This window comes from Pseudomonas sp. NY8896 (genome assembly GCF_039634505.1).
On record NZ_CP132350.1, the window covers coordinates 50,082 to 66,231 of the forward strand.

Genomic DNA, 16,150 nt, shown 5'->3' on the forward strand with positions numbered 1-16,150 from the left:
GGCATGCCCGCGAAACGGCCGGTACAGGCTTACCGCTGTGCTAAAACGCACAGCGGCTGCGTGAAATCTCGTGTTCCCTCCACGAAATTACTCACTAAGATGGATCGGGACAAGAATAATAATCAGGCCCGAGGTTGCACATGCCATCAGCCGATTCTGTCTTCGACTACGTGGTCGTTGGTGCCGGTCCTGCCGGTTGCCTGCTGGCCAATCGTTTGTCCGCCGATCCTTCCTGCCGCGTGCTGCTGCTGGAGGCAGGTGGTCGCGACAACTATCCCTGGATCCACATTCCCGTCGGTTACCTCTACTGCATCGGCAACCCACGCACCGACTGGTGCTTCAGGACCGAGGCACAGCCTGGCCTGGGCGGTCGCGCACTGGGTTACCCACGGGGCAAGGTGCTAGGTGGTTGTTCTTCGATCAACGGCATGATCTACATGCGTGGCCAGGCCGCCGACTATGACCAGTGGGCTGAGCAAGGCAACGGTGGCTGGGCCTGGAAAGACGTGCTGCCGCTGTTCAAGGCCAGCGAGAACCACTTTGCCGGCGCCAGCGAGCACCATGGCGCTGACGGCGAATGGCGAGTCGAGCGCCAGCGCTACAGCTGGCCAATTCTCGATGCTTTCCGCGATGCCGCCGAGCAAAGCGGTATCGGCAAGGTCGATGACTTCAACACCGGCGACAACGAGGGCTGTGGATACTTTCAGGTCAACCAGCGTAGCGGCGTGCGCTGGAATGCCTCCAAAGCTTTCCTGCGGCCTATCAAGGGCCGCGCCAACCTCACGGTGCTGACCGGCGTTCAGGTTGAACAGGTACTGCTCAACAACACCCGCGCGCGGGCCGTGAAAGCGTTTTGGCAAGGCGCCTGGCATGAGTTTGCGGCGCGCCGTGAAATCATCCTCTGTGCGGGTGCGGTCGGCTCGCCCGGAATCTTGCAGCGCTCCGGCATTGGCCCGCGTCAGTTGCTGGAAACCTTGGGGATTGGCGTTCGGCACGACATGCCTGGCGTTGGTGGCAACCTGCAGGACCACCTGCAACTTCGGCTGATCTACCAGATCCGCAATACCCGCACCTTGAACCAGATGGCCAACAGCCTTTGGGGCAAGATGGGCATGGGCCTGCGCTACCTCTACGACCGCAGCGGTCCACTGGCCATGGCGCCAAGCCAGCTGGGCGCCTTCGTGCGTTCCAGCACCGACCAGGCCACCGCCAACCTGCAGTACCACGTGCAGCCGCTATCACTGGAGCGTTTCGGCGAACCGTTGCATCAGTTCCCGGCCTTTACTGCTTCGGTATGCAACCTGCGCCCGGCCAGCCGTGGGCGTATCGATATCTGCAGCACTGACATGAACAGTACGCCGCTGATCAACCCCAACTACCTCAGCGACCCGCAAGACCTGCGTGTCGCTGCCGATGCCATCCGCCTCACCCGGCGCATCGTCCAGGCCCCTGCCCTGGCGGCGTTCGAGCCTAAGGAATACCTGCCGGGCCCGGCCCTGCAATCCGAGGAGGAGCTGTTCGACGCTGCTGGCAAGATCGGCACCACCATCTTCCACCCGGTCGGTACCTGCCGCATGGGCAATGGTGCCATGGATGTTGTGGATAACCAGCTGCGCGTACACGGCATCCCCGGCCTGCGCGTGGCAGATGCCTCGATCATGCCGCAGATCACCTCCGGCAATACCTGTTCCCCCACCCTGATGATCGCCGAGAAGGCGGCGCAACTGATCCTCAAAGGAGCTGCTACCCAGACCTACTTGAACGAAGACGCGTTACCGACGCCCTGACCCGGGTGTGTGCAGTACCGGCGGCTTGCGGTCGAAAGCTGCCGACAGTGGAACAACAAGAATAATCACTGTGGCCTAAGGGCCGAGGACAGCAACGATGTCGGATTACATCCAAGAGCAGGGTGCGGCGGCCAGCAGCTCCAGCCGCCGTGAAGAGCGCAAGATCATTTTCGCGTCATCCCTTGGGACGGTTTTCGAGTGGTATGACTTTTTTCTCTATGGTGCGCTGGCAGCGGTCATCAGCAAGCAATTCTTCGCTGGTGTGAACGACACCACCGCCTTCATCTTCGCCCTGATGGCCTTTGCTGCGGGCTTTCTGGTACGGCCCTTCGGCGCGCTGGTGTTCGGCCGCCTGGGTGACATGATCGGGCGCAAGTACACCTTCCTGGTCACCATCGTGCTGATGGGCCTGTCCACTTTCGCGGTGGGGTTGTTGCCTACCTACGCCAGCATTGGCATTGCCGCACCGATCATTCTGGTAATCCTGCGCATGTTGCAGGGGCTGGCGCTGGGCGGCGAATATGGCGGTGCGGCCACTTACGTGGCCGAGCATGCGCCCCCCGGCAAGCGTGGCTTGCACACCGGTTTCATCCAATCCACTGCAACCTTGGGTCTGTTGCTGTCGCTGCTGGTGGTACTGGGCAGCCGCTACATCAGTGGTGACCAGTTCGAAACCTGGGGCTGGCGCCTGCCGTTCCTGCTGTCGATCGTGCTACTGGCCATTTCCACCTGGATCCGCATGAGCATGCACGAATCGCCTGCGTTCGTGAAAATGAAGGCCCAGGGCAAGATCAGCAAGTCGCCGATCCGTGAGTCGTTCACTTCCTGGCCAAACCTGAAAGTGGTGCTCACCGCACTGTTCAGCATCAACGCCGGCCAAGCCGTGACCTTTTACACGGCACAGTTCTACGTGCTGTTCTTCATGACCCAGATGCTGAAGATGGACCCCGCCCAAGCCAACACCCTGTTGATTATCAGTGTGGTGATCGGTGCGCCATTCTTCGTGTTCTTCGGCTGGCTGTCGGACCGCATCGGCCGCAAGCCAATCCTGATGCTCGGCCTGCTGTTGGCCACGGTGCTGTACTTCCCGCTGTTCAAGGCCCTGAGCCATTACGCCAACCCACAGATTGACGCCGCCAGCCGTCAGGCGCCGATCGTGGTTACCGCCGACCCGCAAAGCTGCACCTTCCAGTTCGACCCCGTGGGCAAGGCACGTTTCGACAGCCCGTGCGACAAGGTCAAGACCTTCCTGGTGAAGCAAGGCCTGCCGTACAGCTCGGTAAGCGTGGCCGGTAGCGATGTGGTGGTGAACATTGGTGAAAAGACCATCAACGGCTTCGACGAAACCGCCATGCGCTCTGCAATCGAGCAGGCGGGCTACCCGGCCAAGGCCGACCCTGAGCAGGTCAACCAGGTGATGGTGGTGGTGCTGATCGTGGCGATGATCCTGATCGCGACCATGACCTATGGCCCGTTGGCGGCGGTGATGGTCGAGCTGTTCCCGACCCGTATCCGCTACACCTCGATGTCACTGCCCTATCACATAGGCAATGGCTGGTTCGGTGGCTTCCTGCCGACCGTATCGTTCGCGCTGGTGGTCTATACCGGGGATATCTTCTACGGGCTTTGGTACCCAGTGCTGGTGACCGGTATCAGTCTGGTGGTGGGGATCTTCTGCCTGAAAGAAACCAAGGACGTCGATATCGACAAAGTCTGATGCTGTCTGCATGCCATAAAAAAACCGGCTGTAAAAGCCGGTTTTTTTATGCCTCGAAAAAACTTATGCACGATTTTCAAGAAAATGTAATGCACAGAAATAAACAGATAATTCAAACACTTATAGATCACTTTAAGCATTTGATGGAAAAATTGCTCACAAGTTATCCACAGATGATCAGGCCATCTGCTCCTGGGGCTTTTCCGCAGCTGGTGGCAGCGAGCCCATGGCCCGCTGGGTTGCCTCGTTCCACGCCGCAGCGCGGTCGTTGAGCTCGGCGATAGCACGTGGCCCGGTACCATTGGCGTACATCGGCTCGCCAATGACCACCTCGATGGTACCGGCACGCTTGCCCCAACCGGTCTTCGGCCAGAACTTGCCGGCGTTGTGGGCAATTGGCAGCACCGGCAACCCGGCATTCACAGCCAGTGCGGTGCCGCCGCGGGAGAACTTGCCGATCGTACCGAACGGCACGCGTGTACCTTCCGGGAAAATCAGCACCCAGGTTTTCTGCTTGAGCAGCTCGTCACCCTTGCTCGCCACCTGGCGCAGCGCTTCCTTGGGGTTGTCGCGGTTGATGGCGATCGGCCGCAGCATGGCCATGGCCCAGCCGAAAAACGGCACGTACAGCAGCTCGCGCTTGAGCACCTGGCTAAGCGGTGAGAAGTACTGGGACAGGAAGAAGGTTTCCCAGGTGCTTTGGTGATTGGACAGAATCACGCATGGCTCATCCGGTACGTTCTCGGCGCCAGTGATCTTGTAGTCGATACCCAGGATGGTACGCACCAGAAACAGCGCGCAGCGGCACCAGTACACGTTGATGAACTTGTAGCGCTTAGGGAACGACAGGAATGGCGCGATGAAGAAGCTCAGCGAGCACCACAGCAGCGAACTGGTGCCCAGCAGCAGGTAAAAAAGAAAGATTCTGATCGCCTGCAGGATCGACATAGTGGCTTGTACCATTGCGGGGCATGCCCGCCTGAGAAAAATGCGCCCGAAGGCGCACTGTTTAAATTAGTTCTCTGGCGATAGCTGCCAGATCGTCGAAAATCAGTGTAGTTTCCGGGACGCCTTTTTCCAGGGTCCGCTCGCCCTTGCCGGTTTTCACCAACACGGGCTGTGCACCGACGGCCAGGGCAGCCTCCAGGTCACCTTTGCTGTCGCCGACGAACCAGACGCCTTCAAGGCCGGCCTGGTAATGCGCGGCGATCGCCCGCAGCATGCCAGGCTTGGGCTTGCGGCAATCGCAGCCTTCGTCTGGCCCGTGCGGGCAATACACGATGTGGCCCACTTCGCCACCCTGCTCGGCCACCAGCGCACGCAGGCGCGCGTGCATGGCTTCGAGGGTTGCCAGCGGGTAATAGCCACGGGCAATGCCGGACTGGTTGGTGGCCACAGCCACCGTCCAGCCGGCCTTGCTCAACTGCGCGATCGCTTCGACCGAGCCTGGGATCGGCACCCACTCTTCCAGCGTCTTGATGTAGGCGTCGGAGTCGTAGTTGATCACCCCGTCACGGTCGAGAATCAGCAGTTTCAAGGCTTACCCCAGCAGCGAAATGTCGGCCACGCCCAGGAACAGGCCGCGCAGGCGGCTGAGCAGGGCATAACGGTTGGCACGTACCTTGGCGTCTTCGGCGTTCACCATCACCGCCTCGAAGAAGGCATCGACCGGGTCACGCAGGGCGGCCAGGCGGGCCAGCGATTCGCTGTACTGGCGTGCAGCAGCCATCGGTTGCACGGCCTGGTCGGCCTGCTGGATGGCCGAGTACAGGGAGAACTCGTTGGCGTTGTCGAAGTACTTCGGCTCGACCTGTTCGGCGATGGCGCCTTCAGCCTTGCTCAGCAGGTTCGATACACGCTTGTTCACCGCGGCCAGGGCTTCGGCTTCCGGCAGCTTGCGGAAGGCCTGCACGGCCTGCACGCGCTGGTCGAAGTCCAGGGCCGAGCCTGGCTGCAGGGCACGTACCGACAGGTAAGTGGCGACGTCGATGCCTTCGTCTTCGTAACGCGCACGCAGGCGGTCGAAGATGAACTCCAGTACCTGCTCCGCCAGGCCCGCGGCCTTGACCTTGGCACCGAATTGCTTGACCGCGAACTCGACCGCACCGGTCAGGTTCAGGTCCAGCTGCTTCTCGATCAGGATACGCAGCACGCCCAGCGCGGCACGGCGCAGGGCATACGGGTCCTTGCTGCCGGTAGGCAGCATACCGATGCCGAAGATGCCGACCAGGGTGTCGAGCTTGTCGGCGATGGCCACGGCAGCACCGGTGAGGGTCTGCGGCAGCTCGGCGCCAGCACCGCGCGGCATGTACTGCTCGTTCAGGGCCAGGGCAACGTCTTGCGGCTCACCGTCGTTGAGCGCGTAGTAGTAACCGGCAACACCCTGCATTTCAGGGAATTCGCCGACCATTTCGGTGGCCAGGTCGCACTTGGACAGCAGGCCCGCACGGCCGGCACGCTGGGCGTCGCCACCGATCAGCGGGGCGATGAAGGCAGCCAGCTTGGAAACACGCTCGGCCTTGTCGTACACGGTGCCCAGTTGAGCCTGGAACACCACGTTTTTCAGGCGCTCGTTGAAGGTTTCCAGCGGCTGCTTCTTGTCTTGCTTGAAGAAGAACTCGGCGTCGGTCAGGCGTGGGCGCACGACCTTCTCGTTGCCTTGCACGATCTGCTTCGGGTCGCGGCTTTCGACGTTGGCCACGGTGATGAAGCGCGGCAGCAGCTTGCCTTCGCTGTCCAGCAGACAGAAGTACTTCTGGTTGTCCTGCATGGTGGTAATCAGGGCTTCCTGCGGCACCTCGAGGAAACGCTCCTCGAACGAGCACACCAGCGGCACTGGCCACTCGACCAGGGCGGTCACTTCGTCCAGCAGCGCCGGCGGCACGATGGCCGTGCCTTCCTGCTGCATGGCAAGCTCGGCGGTACGCTTGCTGATCAGCTCGCGGCGCTCGGCGAAGTCCGCCAGCACGTAGGCTTTGCGCAGGTCTTCGACGTAGTTGGCCGGGGTGGTGATCACCACGTTTTCCGGGTGGTGGAAGCGGTGACCACGGGATTCACGGCCGGCCTTCTGCGACAGGATAGTGCAGTCGACCACCTGGTCGCCCAGCAGCATCACCAACCATTGGGTTGGGCGCACGAACTCTTCACGGCTGGCCGCCCAGCGCATGCGCTTGGGGATCGGCAGGTCGTTGAGCGAATCCTCGATGATGGTCGGCAGCAGGCTGGCGGTGGCCTTGCCCGGAATGTGCTGGGAGAAGCGTAGCTTGGCGCCGCTCTGGTCGATTTCGGCCAGCTCTACGCCGCACTTCTTGGCAAAGCCCAAGGCTGCCTGGGTCGGCTCGCCGTCTTTGAAAGCAGCCTGCATGGGCGGGCCGTCGATGTTGATGCTGCGGTCAGGCTGCTGCACGTCCAGCTGGCGGATCAGCACGGCCAGGCGACGTGGCGCGGCGTACACCTGCTTGCCGGTGTAGTTCAGGCCAGCGGCCTGCAGGCCTTTCTCGATGCCGGCCAGGAAGGCGTCGCCGAGGCTGGCGAGGGCCTTGGGTGGCAGCTCTTCGGTGCCCAGTTCTACCAGGAAATCTTGAGCACTCATTGTGCAGCCTCCAGCTTAGCCAACACTTCGTCACGCAGTTCAGGGGTGGCCATCGGGAAGCCCAGGCGTGCGCGGGCTTGCAGATAGCTTTGCGCCACGTCCCGGGCCAGGGTACGTACACGCAGGATGTAACGCTGGCGCTCGGTTACCGAGATGGCGCGGCGGGCGTCCAGCAGGTTGAAGGTGTGCGAGGCCTTCAGGACCATTTCGTAGGTCGGCAACGGCAGGTCCAGCTTGATCAGGCGGTTGGCTTCGCTTTCGTAGAAGTCGAACAGTTCGAACAGCTTGTCGACGTTGGCGTGTTCGAAGTTGTAGGTCGACTGCTCCACTTCGTTCTGGTGGAACACATCGCCATAGGTGACTTTGCCGAACGGGCCGTCGGCCCACACCAGGTCGTACACCGAGTCCACGCCCTGAATGTACATGGCCAGGCGCTCCAGGCCGTAGGTGATTTCACCGGTAACCGGGTAGCACTCGATGCCGCCTACCTGCTGGAAGTAGGTGAACTGGGTGACTTCCATGCCGTTCAGCCAGATTTCCCAGCCCAGACCCCAGGCGCCGAGGGTCGGCGATTCCCAGTTGTCTTCGACGAAGCGGATGTCGTGCACCAGCGGGTCCAGGCCGATGGCTTTCAGCGAGCCGAGGTACAGCTCCTGGAAGTTGGCCGGGTTGGGCTTGAGCACTACCTGGAACTGATAGTAGTGCTGCAGGCGGTTTGGGTTTTCGCCATACCGCCCGTCGGCAGGGCGACGGCTAGGCTGCACGTAGGCGGCGTTCCAGGTCTCTGGGCCGACGGCGCGCAGGAACGTGGCGGTATGGAAAGTGCCGGCGCCTACTTCCATATCGTAGGGCTGAAGCACCACACAACCTTGAGCTGCCCAGTAGTTCTGCAGGGCGAGGATCAGGTCTTGGAAGGTACGCACGGCTGGCGTAGGCTGGCTCACGAAATTCACCTGTATCTGGGGATGCGGATGTAAAGAGCGGGAGTATAACCTGATTCGCCTCGCCCTCTACTCATTGGAGCCTTATGCCACGCTGCTTTTGGTGTACCGACGATCCGTTGTACCAGGCCTACCATGACCAGGAATGGGGAACGCCCCAGCGTGACCCGGCGTTGCTCTTCGAGATGCTTTTGCTCGAAGGGTTCCAGGCCGGGCTTTCGTGGATCACCGTTTTGCGCAAACGCGAACGATATCGCCAGGTGATGTACGGCTTCGACCCGGTGAAACTGGCCGCCATGAGCGACGAACGCATCGAAGAACTGATGCAAGATGCCGGCATCATTCGCAATCGCCTCAAGCTCAAGGCTGCGCGGCGCAACGCGCAAGCCTGGCTGGCTGTGGATAACCCTGCGCAATGGCTGTGGTCGTTCGTCGGCGGCGAGCCGAAGATCAACCACTTCAAGGGGCGCGGCGAAGTGCCGGCTGTCACCGACGAAGCCACGGCCATGAGCAAGGCCCTGCAGAAAGCCGGCTTCACCTTTGTCGGCCCGACCATCTGCTACGCCTTCATGCAGGCCACCGGCATGGTCATGGACCACACCACCGATTGCGATCGCTACGCCGCCTTGTTGCGCTGAGGGGTTACAATGCGCGCCTTGCTGAAATAAGGAATTCGCCTGTGGAAAAGTTCAAGGGCGCCCTGATGGTCGGGGTGCTGCGCCTGTTTGCCAAGCTGCCCTGGGGCGCTGTACAGCGCGTCGGCGCGGGTATTGGCTGGCTGATGTGGAAAGTCCCCAACGGTTCGCGCAACGTGGTGCGGATCAACCTGGCCAAGTGTTTCCCCGAGATGGACCCGGTTGCCCGTGAGCAGCTGGTTGGCCAGGCGCTGCGGGATATCGGCAAATCCTTTGTCGAAAGTGCCTGTGCCTGGATCTGGCCGCCGCAGCGTTCGCTGGAGCTGGTCAAGGAAGTGCACGGCCTGGAAGTGCTGGAGCAGGCCCTGGCCTCGGGCAAGGGCGTGGTGGGTATTACCAGCCACCTGGGCAACTGGGAAGTGCTGAACCACTTCTACTGTAACCAGTGCAAACCAATCATCTTCTACCGCCCGCCAAAGCTGAAGGCGGTGGATGACCTGCTGCGTGAGCAGCGCGTGCAGATGGGCAACCGCGTGGCGCCTTCGACCAAGGAAGGCATCCTCAGCGTGATCAAGGAAGTGCGCCGCGGTGGCCAGGTGGGCATTCCTGCCGACCCGGAGCCTGCGGAATCGGCAGGGGTTTTCGTGCCGTTCCTGGGCACCCAGGCGCTGACCAGCAAGTTCGTGCCGAACATGCTGGCGGGTGGCAAGGCGGTGGGGGTGTTTCTGCATGCGCTGCGGCTGCCGGATGGTTCGGGCTTCAAGGTGTTTCTGGAGGCGGCGCCCGAGGAGATGTACAGCACCGACGTCAACGTGTCGGCGGCGGCGATGAGCAAGGTAGTCGAACGCTATGTGCGCGAGTACCCGAGCCAGTACATGTGGAGCATGAAGCGCTTCAAGAAGCGACCGGCTGGCGAGCCGCGCTGGTATTGAGATTTTTGGGGGCGCTTTGCGCCCCTTTCGCGACACAAGGCCGCTCCTACAAAGGATCGCGGTCACCTGTAGGAGCGGCCTTGTGTCGCGATGGGCTGCAAAGCAGCCCAGACAATCTCAGACCTTGTTGAGCTTCTTGAGGAACACGGTCATCTCTTTCTCGGCCTGCTTGTCCCCATGGGCCTGCGCCGCCACGATTCCGTCTTCCCAAGCCTTGCGTGCTGCCGTCAGGTCACCCTGCAACTGATACGCCTTGCCCAGCAGCTTCCACGCTGCGGAATATTTCGGGTCCTGCTCAACACAGCGCGCCAGGTGCACCGCCGCTTCAACGCCGTTGCCTTCATCCAGCCAAGCCTTGCCCAGCCCAAACCTGAGCAGCGGGTTATCCACACCCTTGGCCAGCATCTTCTCCAGCGATTCGCGCATGCCCTCTTCTCCTAGAAGAAACTCAAGCCGACGTGGAACAGCTTTTCCACATCGCGAATATGCTTTTTATCCACAACGAACAGGATCACATGGTCCCCCGATTCGATCATGGTGTCGTCGTGGGCGATCATCACTTCTTCGTCACGGATGATCGCACCGATCGTGGTACCCGGTGGCAGGGCGATGTCTTCGATGGCCTTGCCGACCACCTTGCTCGACTTCGAATCCCCGTGCGCCACGGCCTCGATGGCCTCGGCCGCGCCGCGGCGCAGCGAATGCACGCTGACGATGTCGCCCCGGCGCACGTGCGCCAGCAGGGTGCCGATGGTTGCCAGCTGCGGGCTGATGGCAATGTCGATATCGCCGCCCTGCACCAGGTCGACATAGGCCGGGTTGTTGATGATGGTCATCACCTTGCCCGCACCCAGGCGCTTGGCCAGCAGCGACGACATGATGTTGGCTTCGTCGTCGTTGGTCAGGGCCAGGAAAATATCGGCATCGGCGATGTTCTCTTCGAGCATCAGGTCCTTGTCCGAGGCACTGCCCTGGAGCACCACAGTGCTTTCCAGGGTATCGGACAGGTGCCGGCAACGGGCCGGGCTCATCTCGATGATCTTCACCTGGTAGCGGCTTTCGATGGCTTCGGCCAGACGCTCGCCGATCTGCCCGCCGCCGGCGATGACAATGCGCTTGTTGGTTTCGTCGATGCGCCGCAGTTCGCCCATCACGGCGCGAATGTCCTTTTTGGCGGCGATGAAGAACACTTCGTCGTCAGCCTCGATCACTGTGTCGCCACGCGGAGTGATCGGCCGGTCGCGGCGGAAGATGGCCGCCACGCGGGTGTCGACGTTGGGCATGTGCGCACGTATCTGGCGCAGTTGCTGGCCGACCAGCGGGCCGCCGTAGTAGGCCTTTACCGCCACCAACTGGGCCTTTCCTTCGGCGAAGTCGATTACTTGCAGCGAGCCTGGGTGTTCGATCAGGCGCTTGATGTAGTTGGTCACCACCTGCTCGGGGCTGATCAGCACGTCCACCGGGATGTGGTCGTTGTCGAACAGCTCTTCGCGGGTCAGGTAGGACGATTCACGCACCCGGGCGATCTTGGTCGGGGTGTGGAACAACGAATAGGCCACCTGGCAGGCGACCATGTTGGTTTCGTCGCTGTTGGTGACCGCCACCAGCATGTCGGCGTCGTCGGCACCGGCCTGGCGCAGCACCGTCGGCAGCGAGCCGCGGCCCTGCACGGTACGGATGTCCAGGCGGTCGCCGAGGTCGCGCAGGCGGTCGCCGTCTGTATCGACCACGGTAATGTCGTTCGCTTCGCTGGCCAGGTGCTCTGCCAGCGTACCGCCTACCTGCCCTGCGCCAAGGATGATGATCTTCATCCGCTACTCCCTACCCTGTGTGCTTATCCGCGTGAGGCGGCGATCTTGATCAGCTTGGCATAGTAGAAGCCGTCGTGGCCGCCTTCCTGGGCCAGCAACTGGCGGCCGTGGGGCTGGCGCAGGCCGGCCTCGGTGGCCAGGTCCAGCTCACGGGCACCTGGGGTGCGGGCGAGGAAAGCGTCGATTACTTCGGTGTTCTCGGTCGGCAGGCTGGAGCAGGTGGCGTACAACAGCATGCCGCCTACTTCCAGGGTTGGCCACAGGGCGTCGAGCAGCTCGCCTTGCAGCGCTGCCAGGGCCGGGATGTCGTCGGCCTGGCGGGTCAGCTTGATGTCTGGGTGACGGCGGATCACGCCGGTGGCCGAGCATGGCGCGTCGAGCAGGATGCGCTGGAACGGTTTGCCATCCCACCAGCTGGCGGTGTCGCGGGCATCGCAGGCGATCAGCTCGGCGTCGAGCTTGAGGCGGTCGAGGTTTTCGCGCACGCGGATCAGGCGTTTGGCTTCGAGGTCGATGGCCACGACGTGGGCCAGGCCGGCTTCGGCCTCCAGCAAGTGGCAGGTTTTGCCGCCCGGTGCGCAGCAGGCGTCCAGCACGCGCTGGCCGGGGGCCAGTTCGAGCAGGTCGGCGGACAGCTGCGCGGCTTCGTCCTGCACACTCACCCAGCCCTCGGCGAAGCCTGGCAAGCCGCGCACGTCACAGGCCTCGGCCAGCACGATGCCGTCACGGCTGTACTGGCAGGCGCTGGCGCCAATGCCCGCTTCGGCCAGCAATGCCAGGTAGGCATCGCGGCTGTGGTGACGGCGGTTGACCCGCAGAATCATCGGCGGGTGGGCGTTGTTGGCGGCGCAGATGGCTTCCCATTGCGCGGGCCAGAACGCTTTCAGCGCCTTCTGCAGCCAGCGCGGGTGGGCGGTACGCACCACTGGGTCGCGCTCCATGCTGGCGAGCAGTTCCTCGCCTTCGCGCTGGGCACGGCGCAGCACGGCATTGAGCAGGCCCTTGGCCCATGGCTTCTTCAGCTTGTCGGCACAGCCCACGGTTTCGCCGATGGCGGCGTGGGCCGGAATGCGGGTGTAGAACAGCTGGTACAGGCCAACCAGCAGCAGCGCCTGAACATCGGCGTCGGCGGCCTTGAAGGGCTTTTGCAGCAGTTGGGCGGCCAGCAGGTCGAGGCGTGGTTGCCAGCGCGCGGTGCCGAACGCCAGGTCCTGGGTCAGGCCACGGTCGCGTTCGTCGACCTTGTCCAGTTGGGCCGGCAGCGAGCTATTCAGCGAGGCCTTGCCGCTAAGCACAGCGGCAAGGGCACGGGCGGCAGCGAGGCGTGGGTTCATTGGCCCAGCACCTTGCCGGCGGCGAACTTCTCGCGGCGGCTGTTGAACAGGTCGCTGAAGCTCAGCGCCTTGCCGCCAGGCAATTGCAGGCGGGTCAGGCTCAGCGCCTGGTCACCGCAAGCAACGACGAGACCGTCCTTGCTGGCGGAAAGGATTTCGCCCGGGGCGCCCTTGCCTGTGGACAAGTTGGCGGCCAGCACCTTCACGCTTTCGCCATCGAGGGTGCTGTGGCACACGGGCCACGGGTTGAAGGCGCGGATCAGGCGCTCCAGCTCGACGGCCGGGCGGCTCCAGTCGATGCGCGCCTCGTCCTTGTTCAGTTTGTGTGCGTAGGTCGCCAGGGCATCATCCTGTACTTCACCTTGCAGCGAGCCGTCGGCCAGGCCGGCGATGGCCTGTACGACGGCAGGCGGGCCCATCTCGGCCAGGCGGTCGTGCAAGGTGCCGCCGGTGTCGTCGGCACTGATCGGGGTGACGACCTTGAGCAGCATCGGGCCGGTGTCCAGGCCAGCTTCCATACGCATCACGGTTACGCCGCTCTCGGCGTCGCCGGCTTCCACGGCGCGCTGGATCGGTGCCGCACCGCGCCAGCGTGGCAGCAGAGAGGCGTGGCTGTTGATGCAGCCCAGGCGCGGGATATCCAGCACCGCCTGCGGCAGGATCAGGCCGTAGGCGACCACCACCATCAGGTCTGGCTTCAACGCGGCCAGTTCGGCCTGGGCATCGGCGTTGCGCAGGGTCTGCGGCTGGAACACCGGGATGTCATGGGCCACGGCCAGTGCCTTGACCGCACTTGGCATGAGCTTCTGGCCACGGCCGGCTGGGCGGTCGGGCTGGGTGTAGACGGCCACGATCTCGTAGGGGCTGTCGAGCAGGGCCTTGAGGTGTTCGGCGGCAAACTCTGGAGTGCCTGCAAAGACGATGCGCATGGAGTTCTCGCTTCAAAAAAGAAAAAGGCTTGCCGGAGCAAGCCTTCTGGAAGGTGGGGATCAGGCTTGCTGGCGGTGCTGCTTTTCCAGTTTCTTCTTGATCCGGTCGCGTTTGAGCTGCGACAGGTAGTCAACGAACAGCTTGCCGTTGAGGTGATCGAATTCGTGCTGCACGCACACCGCCAACAGGCCTTCGCATTCCAGCTCGAACGGCTTGCCGTCGCGGTCCTGGGCCTTGACCCGCACACGCAGCGGGCGGTCGACGTTCTCGTAGAAGCCGGGCACCGACAGGCAACCTTCCTGGTACTGGCCCATGTCGTGGGTGAGTTCTTCGACCGTGGGGTTGATGAAGACGCGCGGCTCGCTGCGGTCTTCGCTGAGGTCCATGACCACGACCTGCAGGTGCACGTTGACCTGGGTGGCGGCCAGGCCGATACCAGGGGCTTCGTACATGGTTTCAAACATGTCGTCGATCAGCTGACGCAGGGCGTCGTCGAACTCCGTCACCGGTTTGGCGATAGTGCGCAGGCGCGGGTCCGGGAATTCGAGAATGTTCAAGATGGCCATAAGGTCAGGCAGTCACTGTGCGTTCGGTTGAAAACTGAGCACACATAATAAAGGGAAACGGGCATTTCGGCACCTGGCAAGCTCGTCTAGGGTGTCTATGGGCTTGATAGCCCCCAATCAATGGACAGCTTTTCAAAGTGTTACTCACAGAGTTATCCACAGGTTGTGCCACGTAAATGGCCCTGTTTCGATCAAGGACGATCCTCATGCCCCGTTACCATTCGTCGCTCTGCCCGCCTGCCGAACTTGAGGCGCGATTACGTCTGCATCGCCTGCCCGAGACAGGACTGCGACGTTTTCGCACCTTGCTCGATGCCTTCGGCAGTGCCTCTTGCGCGCTCAGTGCGCCCGGTGCGGCCTGGCGAGCGTTGGGCATCCCGCAAGCCACCATCGATGCCCGGCGCAGTGCCGAGGTACGAGATGGGGCGCTGGCCGCAATGGCCTGGTTAGAGCGCCCGGGCCAGCATTTGCTGATGTGGGACGACCCTGGCTACCCTGCCTTGCTGGCAGAAACCGACGATGCCCCACCGCTGCTTTTCGTTGCGGGTGAACCGGCCTTGCTCGACCGCCCTCAGCTGGCCATCGTGGGCAGCAGACGTGCTACACCCCCGGCGCTCGACACTGCCCGGGCATTTTCCCGCTATCTCGCACAAGCCGGTTTCACCATTACCAGCGGGCTGGCGGTAGGTGTCGACGGTGCCGCTCATCGGGCCGCGTTGCAGGCCGGTGGGTGCACGATTGCCGTGCTCGGTACGGGGCTGCAAAAACTTTATCCACAGCGCCATCATGAGCTTGCGCAGGCGATGATCGACAATGGCAGTGCGCTGGTTTCCGAGTATCCGCTGGATGCCGGGCCACTGCCCGGCAATTTCCCACGGCGCAATCGCATCATCAGCGGCTTGTCGCTGGGCGTGCTGGTGGTAGAGGCCAGCCTGGCCAGCGGCTCGCTCATCACGGCGCGCCTGGCGGCCGAGCAAGGCCGCGAGGTGTATGCCATTCCGGGTTCCATTCACCACCCGGGGGCCAAGGGCTGTCACCAGCTGATCCGTGATGGGGCGCTGCTGGTGGAAAGTGTGGAGCAGATCCTGGAAAGCCTGAAGGGTTGGCAGAACCTGCCGCCTGCAGTTGTGGACAGGTTCGAGCATCCCCTGCTTGCCCTGCTGCATGCAGCACCGCAAACCAGCGAAAGCCTGGCGCACTGCAGCGAGCTGCCGTTGGCCGAGGTACTGGCGCAGCTGACCGAGCTGGAGCTGGACGGCCGGGTCAGCAATGAAGCCGGGCGTTGGTTTGCCCGCGCGGGCTAAGTACACTGCTCACATGCAAGGTATAGAGGCGGAGAAACAGCAATGGTGAGCAGTTTTCGTGTGCAACAAGCCGCACGTGAGATCCGGGCGGGCGCAGTAATCGCCTACCCGACGGAAGCGGTCTGGGGCCTTGGCTGCGACCCATGGAACGAGGACGCGGTGTATCGCCTGCTGGCGCTGAAATCGCGGCCTGTGGATAAAGGGCTGATCCTGATCGCCGACAACATCCGCCAGTTCGACTTCCTGTTCGAGGACTTCCCGGAAGACTGGATCGAGCGCATGGGTAGCACCTGGCCGGGGCCCAATACCTGGCTGGTGCCGCACCAGGACCTGTTGCCCGAATGGGTGACCGGGAAGCATGACACCGTGGCGCTGCGGGTCACTGACCATCCGCAGGTGCGTGAACTGTGCGCGCTGGTGGGGCCGCTGATTTCCACCTCGTGCAACCCTGGCGGGCGCCCGGCGGCCAAGACCCGGTTGCGGGTTGAGCAGTACTTCCATGGCCAGCTGGACCTGGTGTTGGGTGGGGCGCTGGGTGGGCGGAAGAACCCTAGTGTGATTCGTAACCTGGCTACTGGCGAAGTCGTTCGGCCTGGCTGAT

The 16,150-nt window shown here is 62.6% G+C and carries 15 protein-coding genes; 6 read left to right on the forward strand and 9 right to left on the reverse strand.

Annotated features, from left to right (window positions below; all coding sequences use genetic code 11):
• Positions 1 to 140 precede the first annotated feature (140 nt).
• Complete coding sequence (locus tag Q9451_RS00230) at positions 141 to 1,787, forward strand: GMC family oxidoreductase N-terminal domain-containing protein (RefSeq protein WP_071890585.1); 1,647 nt, start codon at positions 141 to 143, stop codon at positions 1,785 to 1,787.
• A gap of 97 nt (positions 1,788 to 1,884) precedes the next feature.
• On the forward strand, positions 1,885 to 3,504 hold the full coding sequence (locus tag Q9451_RS00235; protein ID WP_012269865.1) for an MFS transporter: 1,620 nt from the start codon (positions 1,885 to 1,887) through the stop codon (positions 3,502 to 3,504).
• 177 nt (positions 3,505 to 3,681) lie between these two features.
• On the opposite strand, the gene Q9451_RS00240 is transcribed toward Q9451_RS00235, so the two are convergent.
• The 4 genes from Q9451_RS00240 to glyQ are packed head-to-tail and all read right to left on the reverse strand — an operon-like array spanning position 3,682 to position 8,040.
• On the reverse strand, positions 3,682 to 4,467 hold the full coding sequence (locus Q9451_RS00240; protein WP_012269866.1) for a lysophospholipid acyltransferase family protein: 786 nt from the start codon (positions 4,465 to 4,467) through the stop codon (positions 3,682 to 3,684).
• A gap of 46 nt (positions 4,468 to 4,513) precedes the next feature.
• Entirely contained in the window at positions 4,514 to 5,041 is a 528-nt protein-coding gene (gene gmhB / locus Q9451_RS00245) for a D-glycero-beta-D-manno-heptose 1,7-bisphosphate 7-phosphatase (protein ID WP_012269867.1), read from the reverse strand.
• A 3-nt stretch (positions 5,042 to 5,044) separates the two neighbouring features.
• Positions 5,045 to 7,096 (reverse strand): glycine--tRNA ligase subunit beta, encoded by a 2,052-nt coding sequence (gene glyS / locus Q9451_RS00250; protein ID WP_012269868.1) that lies wholly within the window; start codon positions 7,094 to 7,096, stop codon positions 5,045 to 5,047.
• Positions 7,093 to 8,040 carry a glycine--tRNA ligase subunit alpha gene (gene glyQ / locus Q9451_RS00255; RefSeq protein WP_012269869.1) on the reverse strand — a complete coding sequence of 316 codons (948 nt, stop codon included), beginning with the start codon at positions 8,038 to 8,040 and terminating at the stop codon, positions 7,093 to 7,095. Before glyQ ends, glyS begins: the two co-directional genes overlap by 4 nt.
• A gap of 83 nt (positions 8,041 to 8,123) precedes the next feature.
• Between glyQ and Q9451_RS00260 the strand changes: the two genes are divergently transcribed.
• Both Q9451_RS00260 and Q9451_RS00265 read left to right on the forward strand, forming a co-directional pair.
• Complete coding sequence (locus Q9451_RS00260; RefSeq protein ID WP_012269870.1) at positions 8,124 to 8,675, forward strand: DNA-3-methyladenine glycosylase I; 552 nt, start codon at positions 8,124 to 8,126, stop codon at positions 8,673 to 8,675.
• A 41-nt stretch (positions 8,676 to 8,716) separates the two neighbouring features.
• Positions 8,717 to 9,604 (forward strand): lysophospholipid acyltransferase, encoded by an 888-nt coding sequence (locus tag Q9451_RS00265; RefSeq protein WP_012269871.1) that lies wholly within the window; start codon positions 8,717 to 8,719, stop codon positions 9,602 to 9,604.
• Positions 9,605 to 9,721: 117 nt separating this feature from the next.
• Here Q9451_RS00265 and Q9451_RS00270 read toward each other — a convergent pair whose 3' ends face one another.
• Genes Q9451_RS00270 through def form a run of 5 tightly spaced genes read right to left on the reverse strand, consistent with a single transcriptional unit; the run spans position 9,722 to position 14,245 of the window.
• Positions 9,722 to 10,030, reverse strand: a complete 309-nt coding sequence (locus Q9451_RS00270) for a tetratricopeptide repeat protein (RefSeq protein WP_012269872.1) — start codon at positions 10,028 to 10,030, stop codon at positions 9,722 to 9,724.
• Positions 10,031 to 10,041: 11 nt separating this feature from the next.
• Complete coding sequence (trkA, locus tag Q9451_RS00275; protein WP_012269873.1) at positions 10,042 to 11,415, reverse strand: Trk system potassium transporter TrkA; 1,374 nt, start codon at positions 11,413 to 11,415, stop codon at positions 10,042 to 10,044.
• Between the two features lie 23 nt (positions 11,416 to 11,438).
• Positions 11,439 to 12,749 (reverse strand): 16S rRNA (cytosine(967)-C(5))-methyltransferase RsmB, encoded by a 1,311-nt coding sequence (gene rsmB / locus Q9451_RS00280; RefSeq protein WP_012269874.1) that lies wholly within the window; start codon positions 12,747 to 12,749, stop codon positions 11,439 to 11,441.
• Positions 12,746 to 13,678 carry a methionyl-tRNA formyltransferase gene (fmt, locus tag Q9451_RS00285; RefSeq protein ID WP_012269875.1) on the reverse strand — a complete coding sequence of 311 codons (933 nt, stop codon included), beginning with the start codon at positions 13,676 to 13,678 and terminating at the stop codon, positions 12,746 to 12,748. Before fmt ends, rsmB begins: the two co-directional genes overlap by 4 nt.
• A gap of 60 nt (positions 13,679 to 13,738) precedes the next feature.
• Complete coding sequence (gene def, locus Q9451_RS00290; protein ID WP_012269876.1) at positions 13,739 to 14,245, reverse strand: peptide deformylase; 507 nt, start codon at positions 14,243 to 14,245, stop codon at positions 13,739 to 13,741.
• Positions 14,246 to 14,451: 206 nt separating this feature from the next.
• Here def and dprA point away from each other — a divergent pair, with 206 nt between their 5' ends.
• On the forward strand, positions 14,452 to 15,549 hold the full coding sequence (dprA, locus tag Q9451_RS00295) for a DNA-processing protein DprA (protein WP_012269877.1): 1,098 nt from the start codon (positions 14,452 to 14,454) through the stop codon (positions 15,547 to 15,549).
• 42 nt (positions 15,550 to 15,591) lie between these two features.
• Positions 15,592 to 16,149: a Sua5/YciO/YrdC/YwlC family protein gene (locus Q9451_RS00300; RefSeq protein WP_012269878.1), complete on the forward strand. Its 558-nt coding sequence runs from the start codon at positions 15,592 to 15,594 to the stop codon at positions 16,147 to 16,149.
• Position 16,150: the final 1 nt, after the last annotated feature.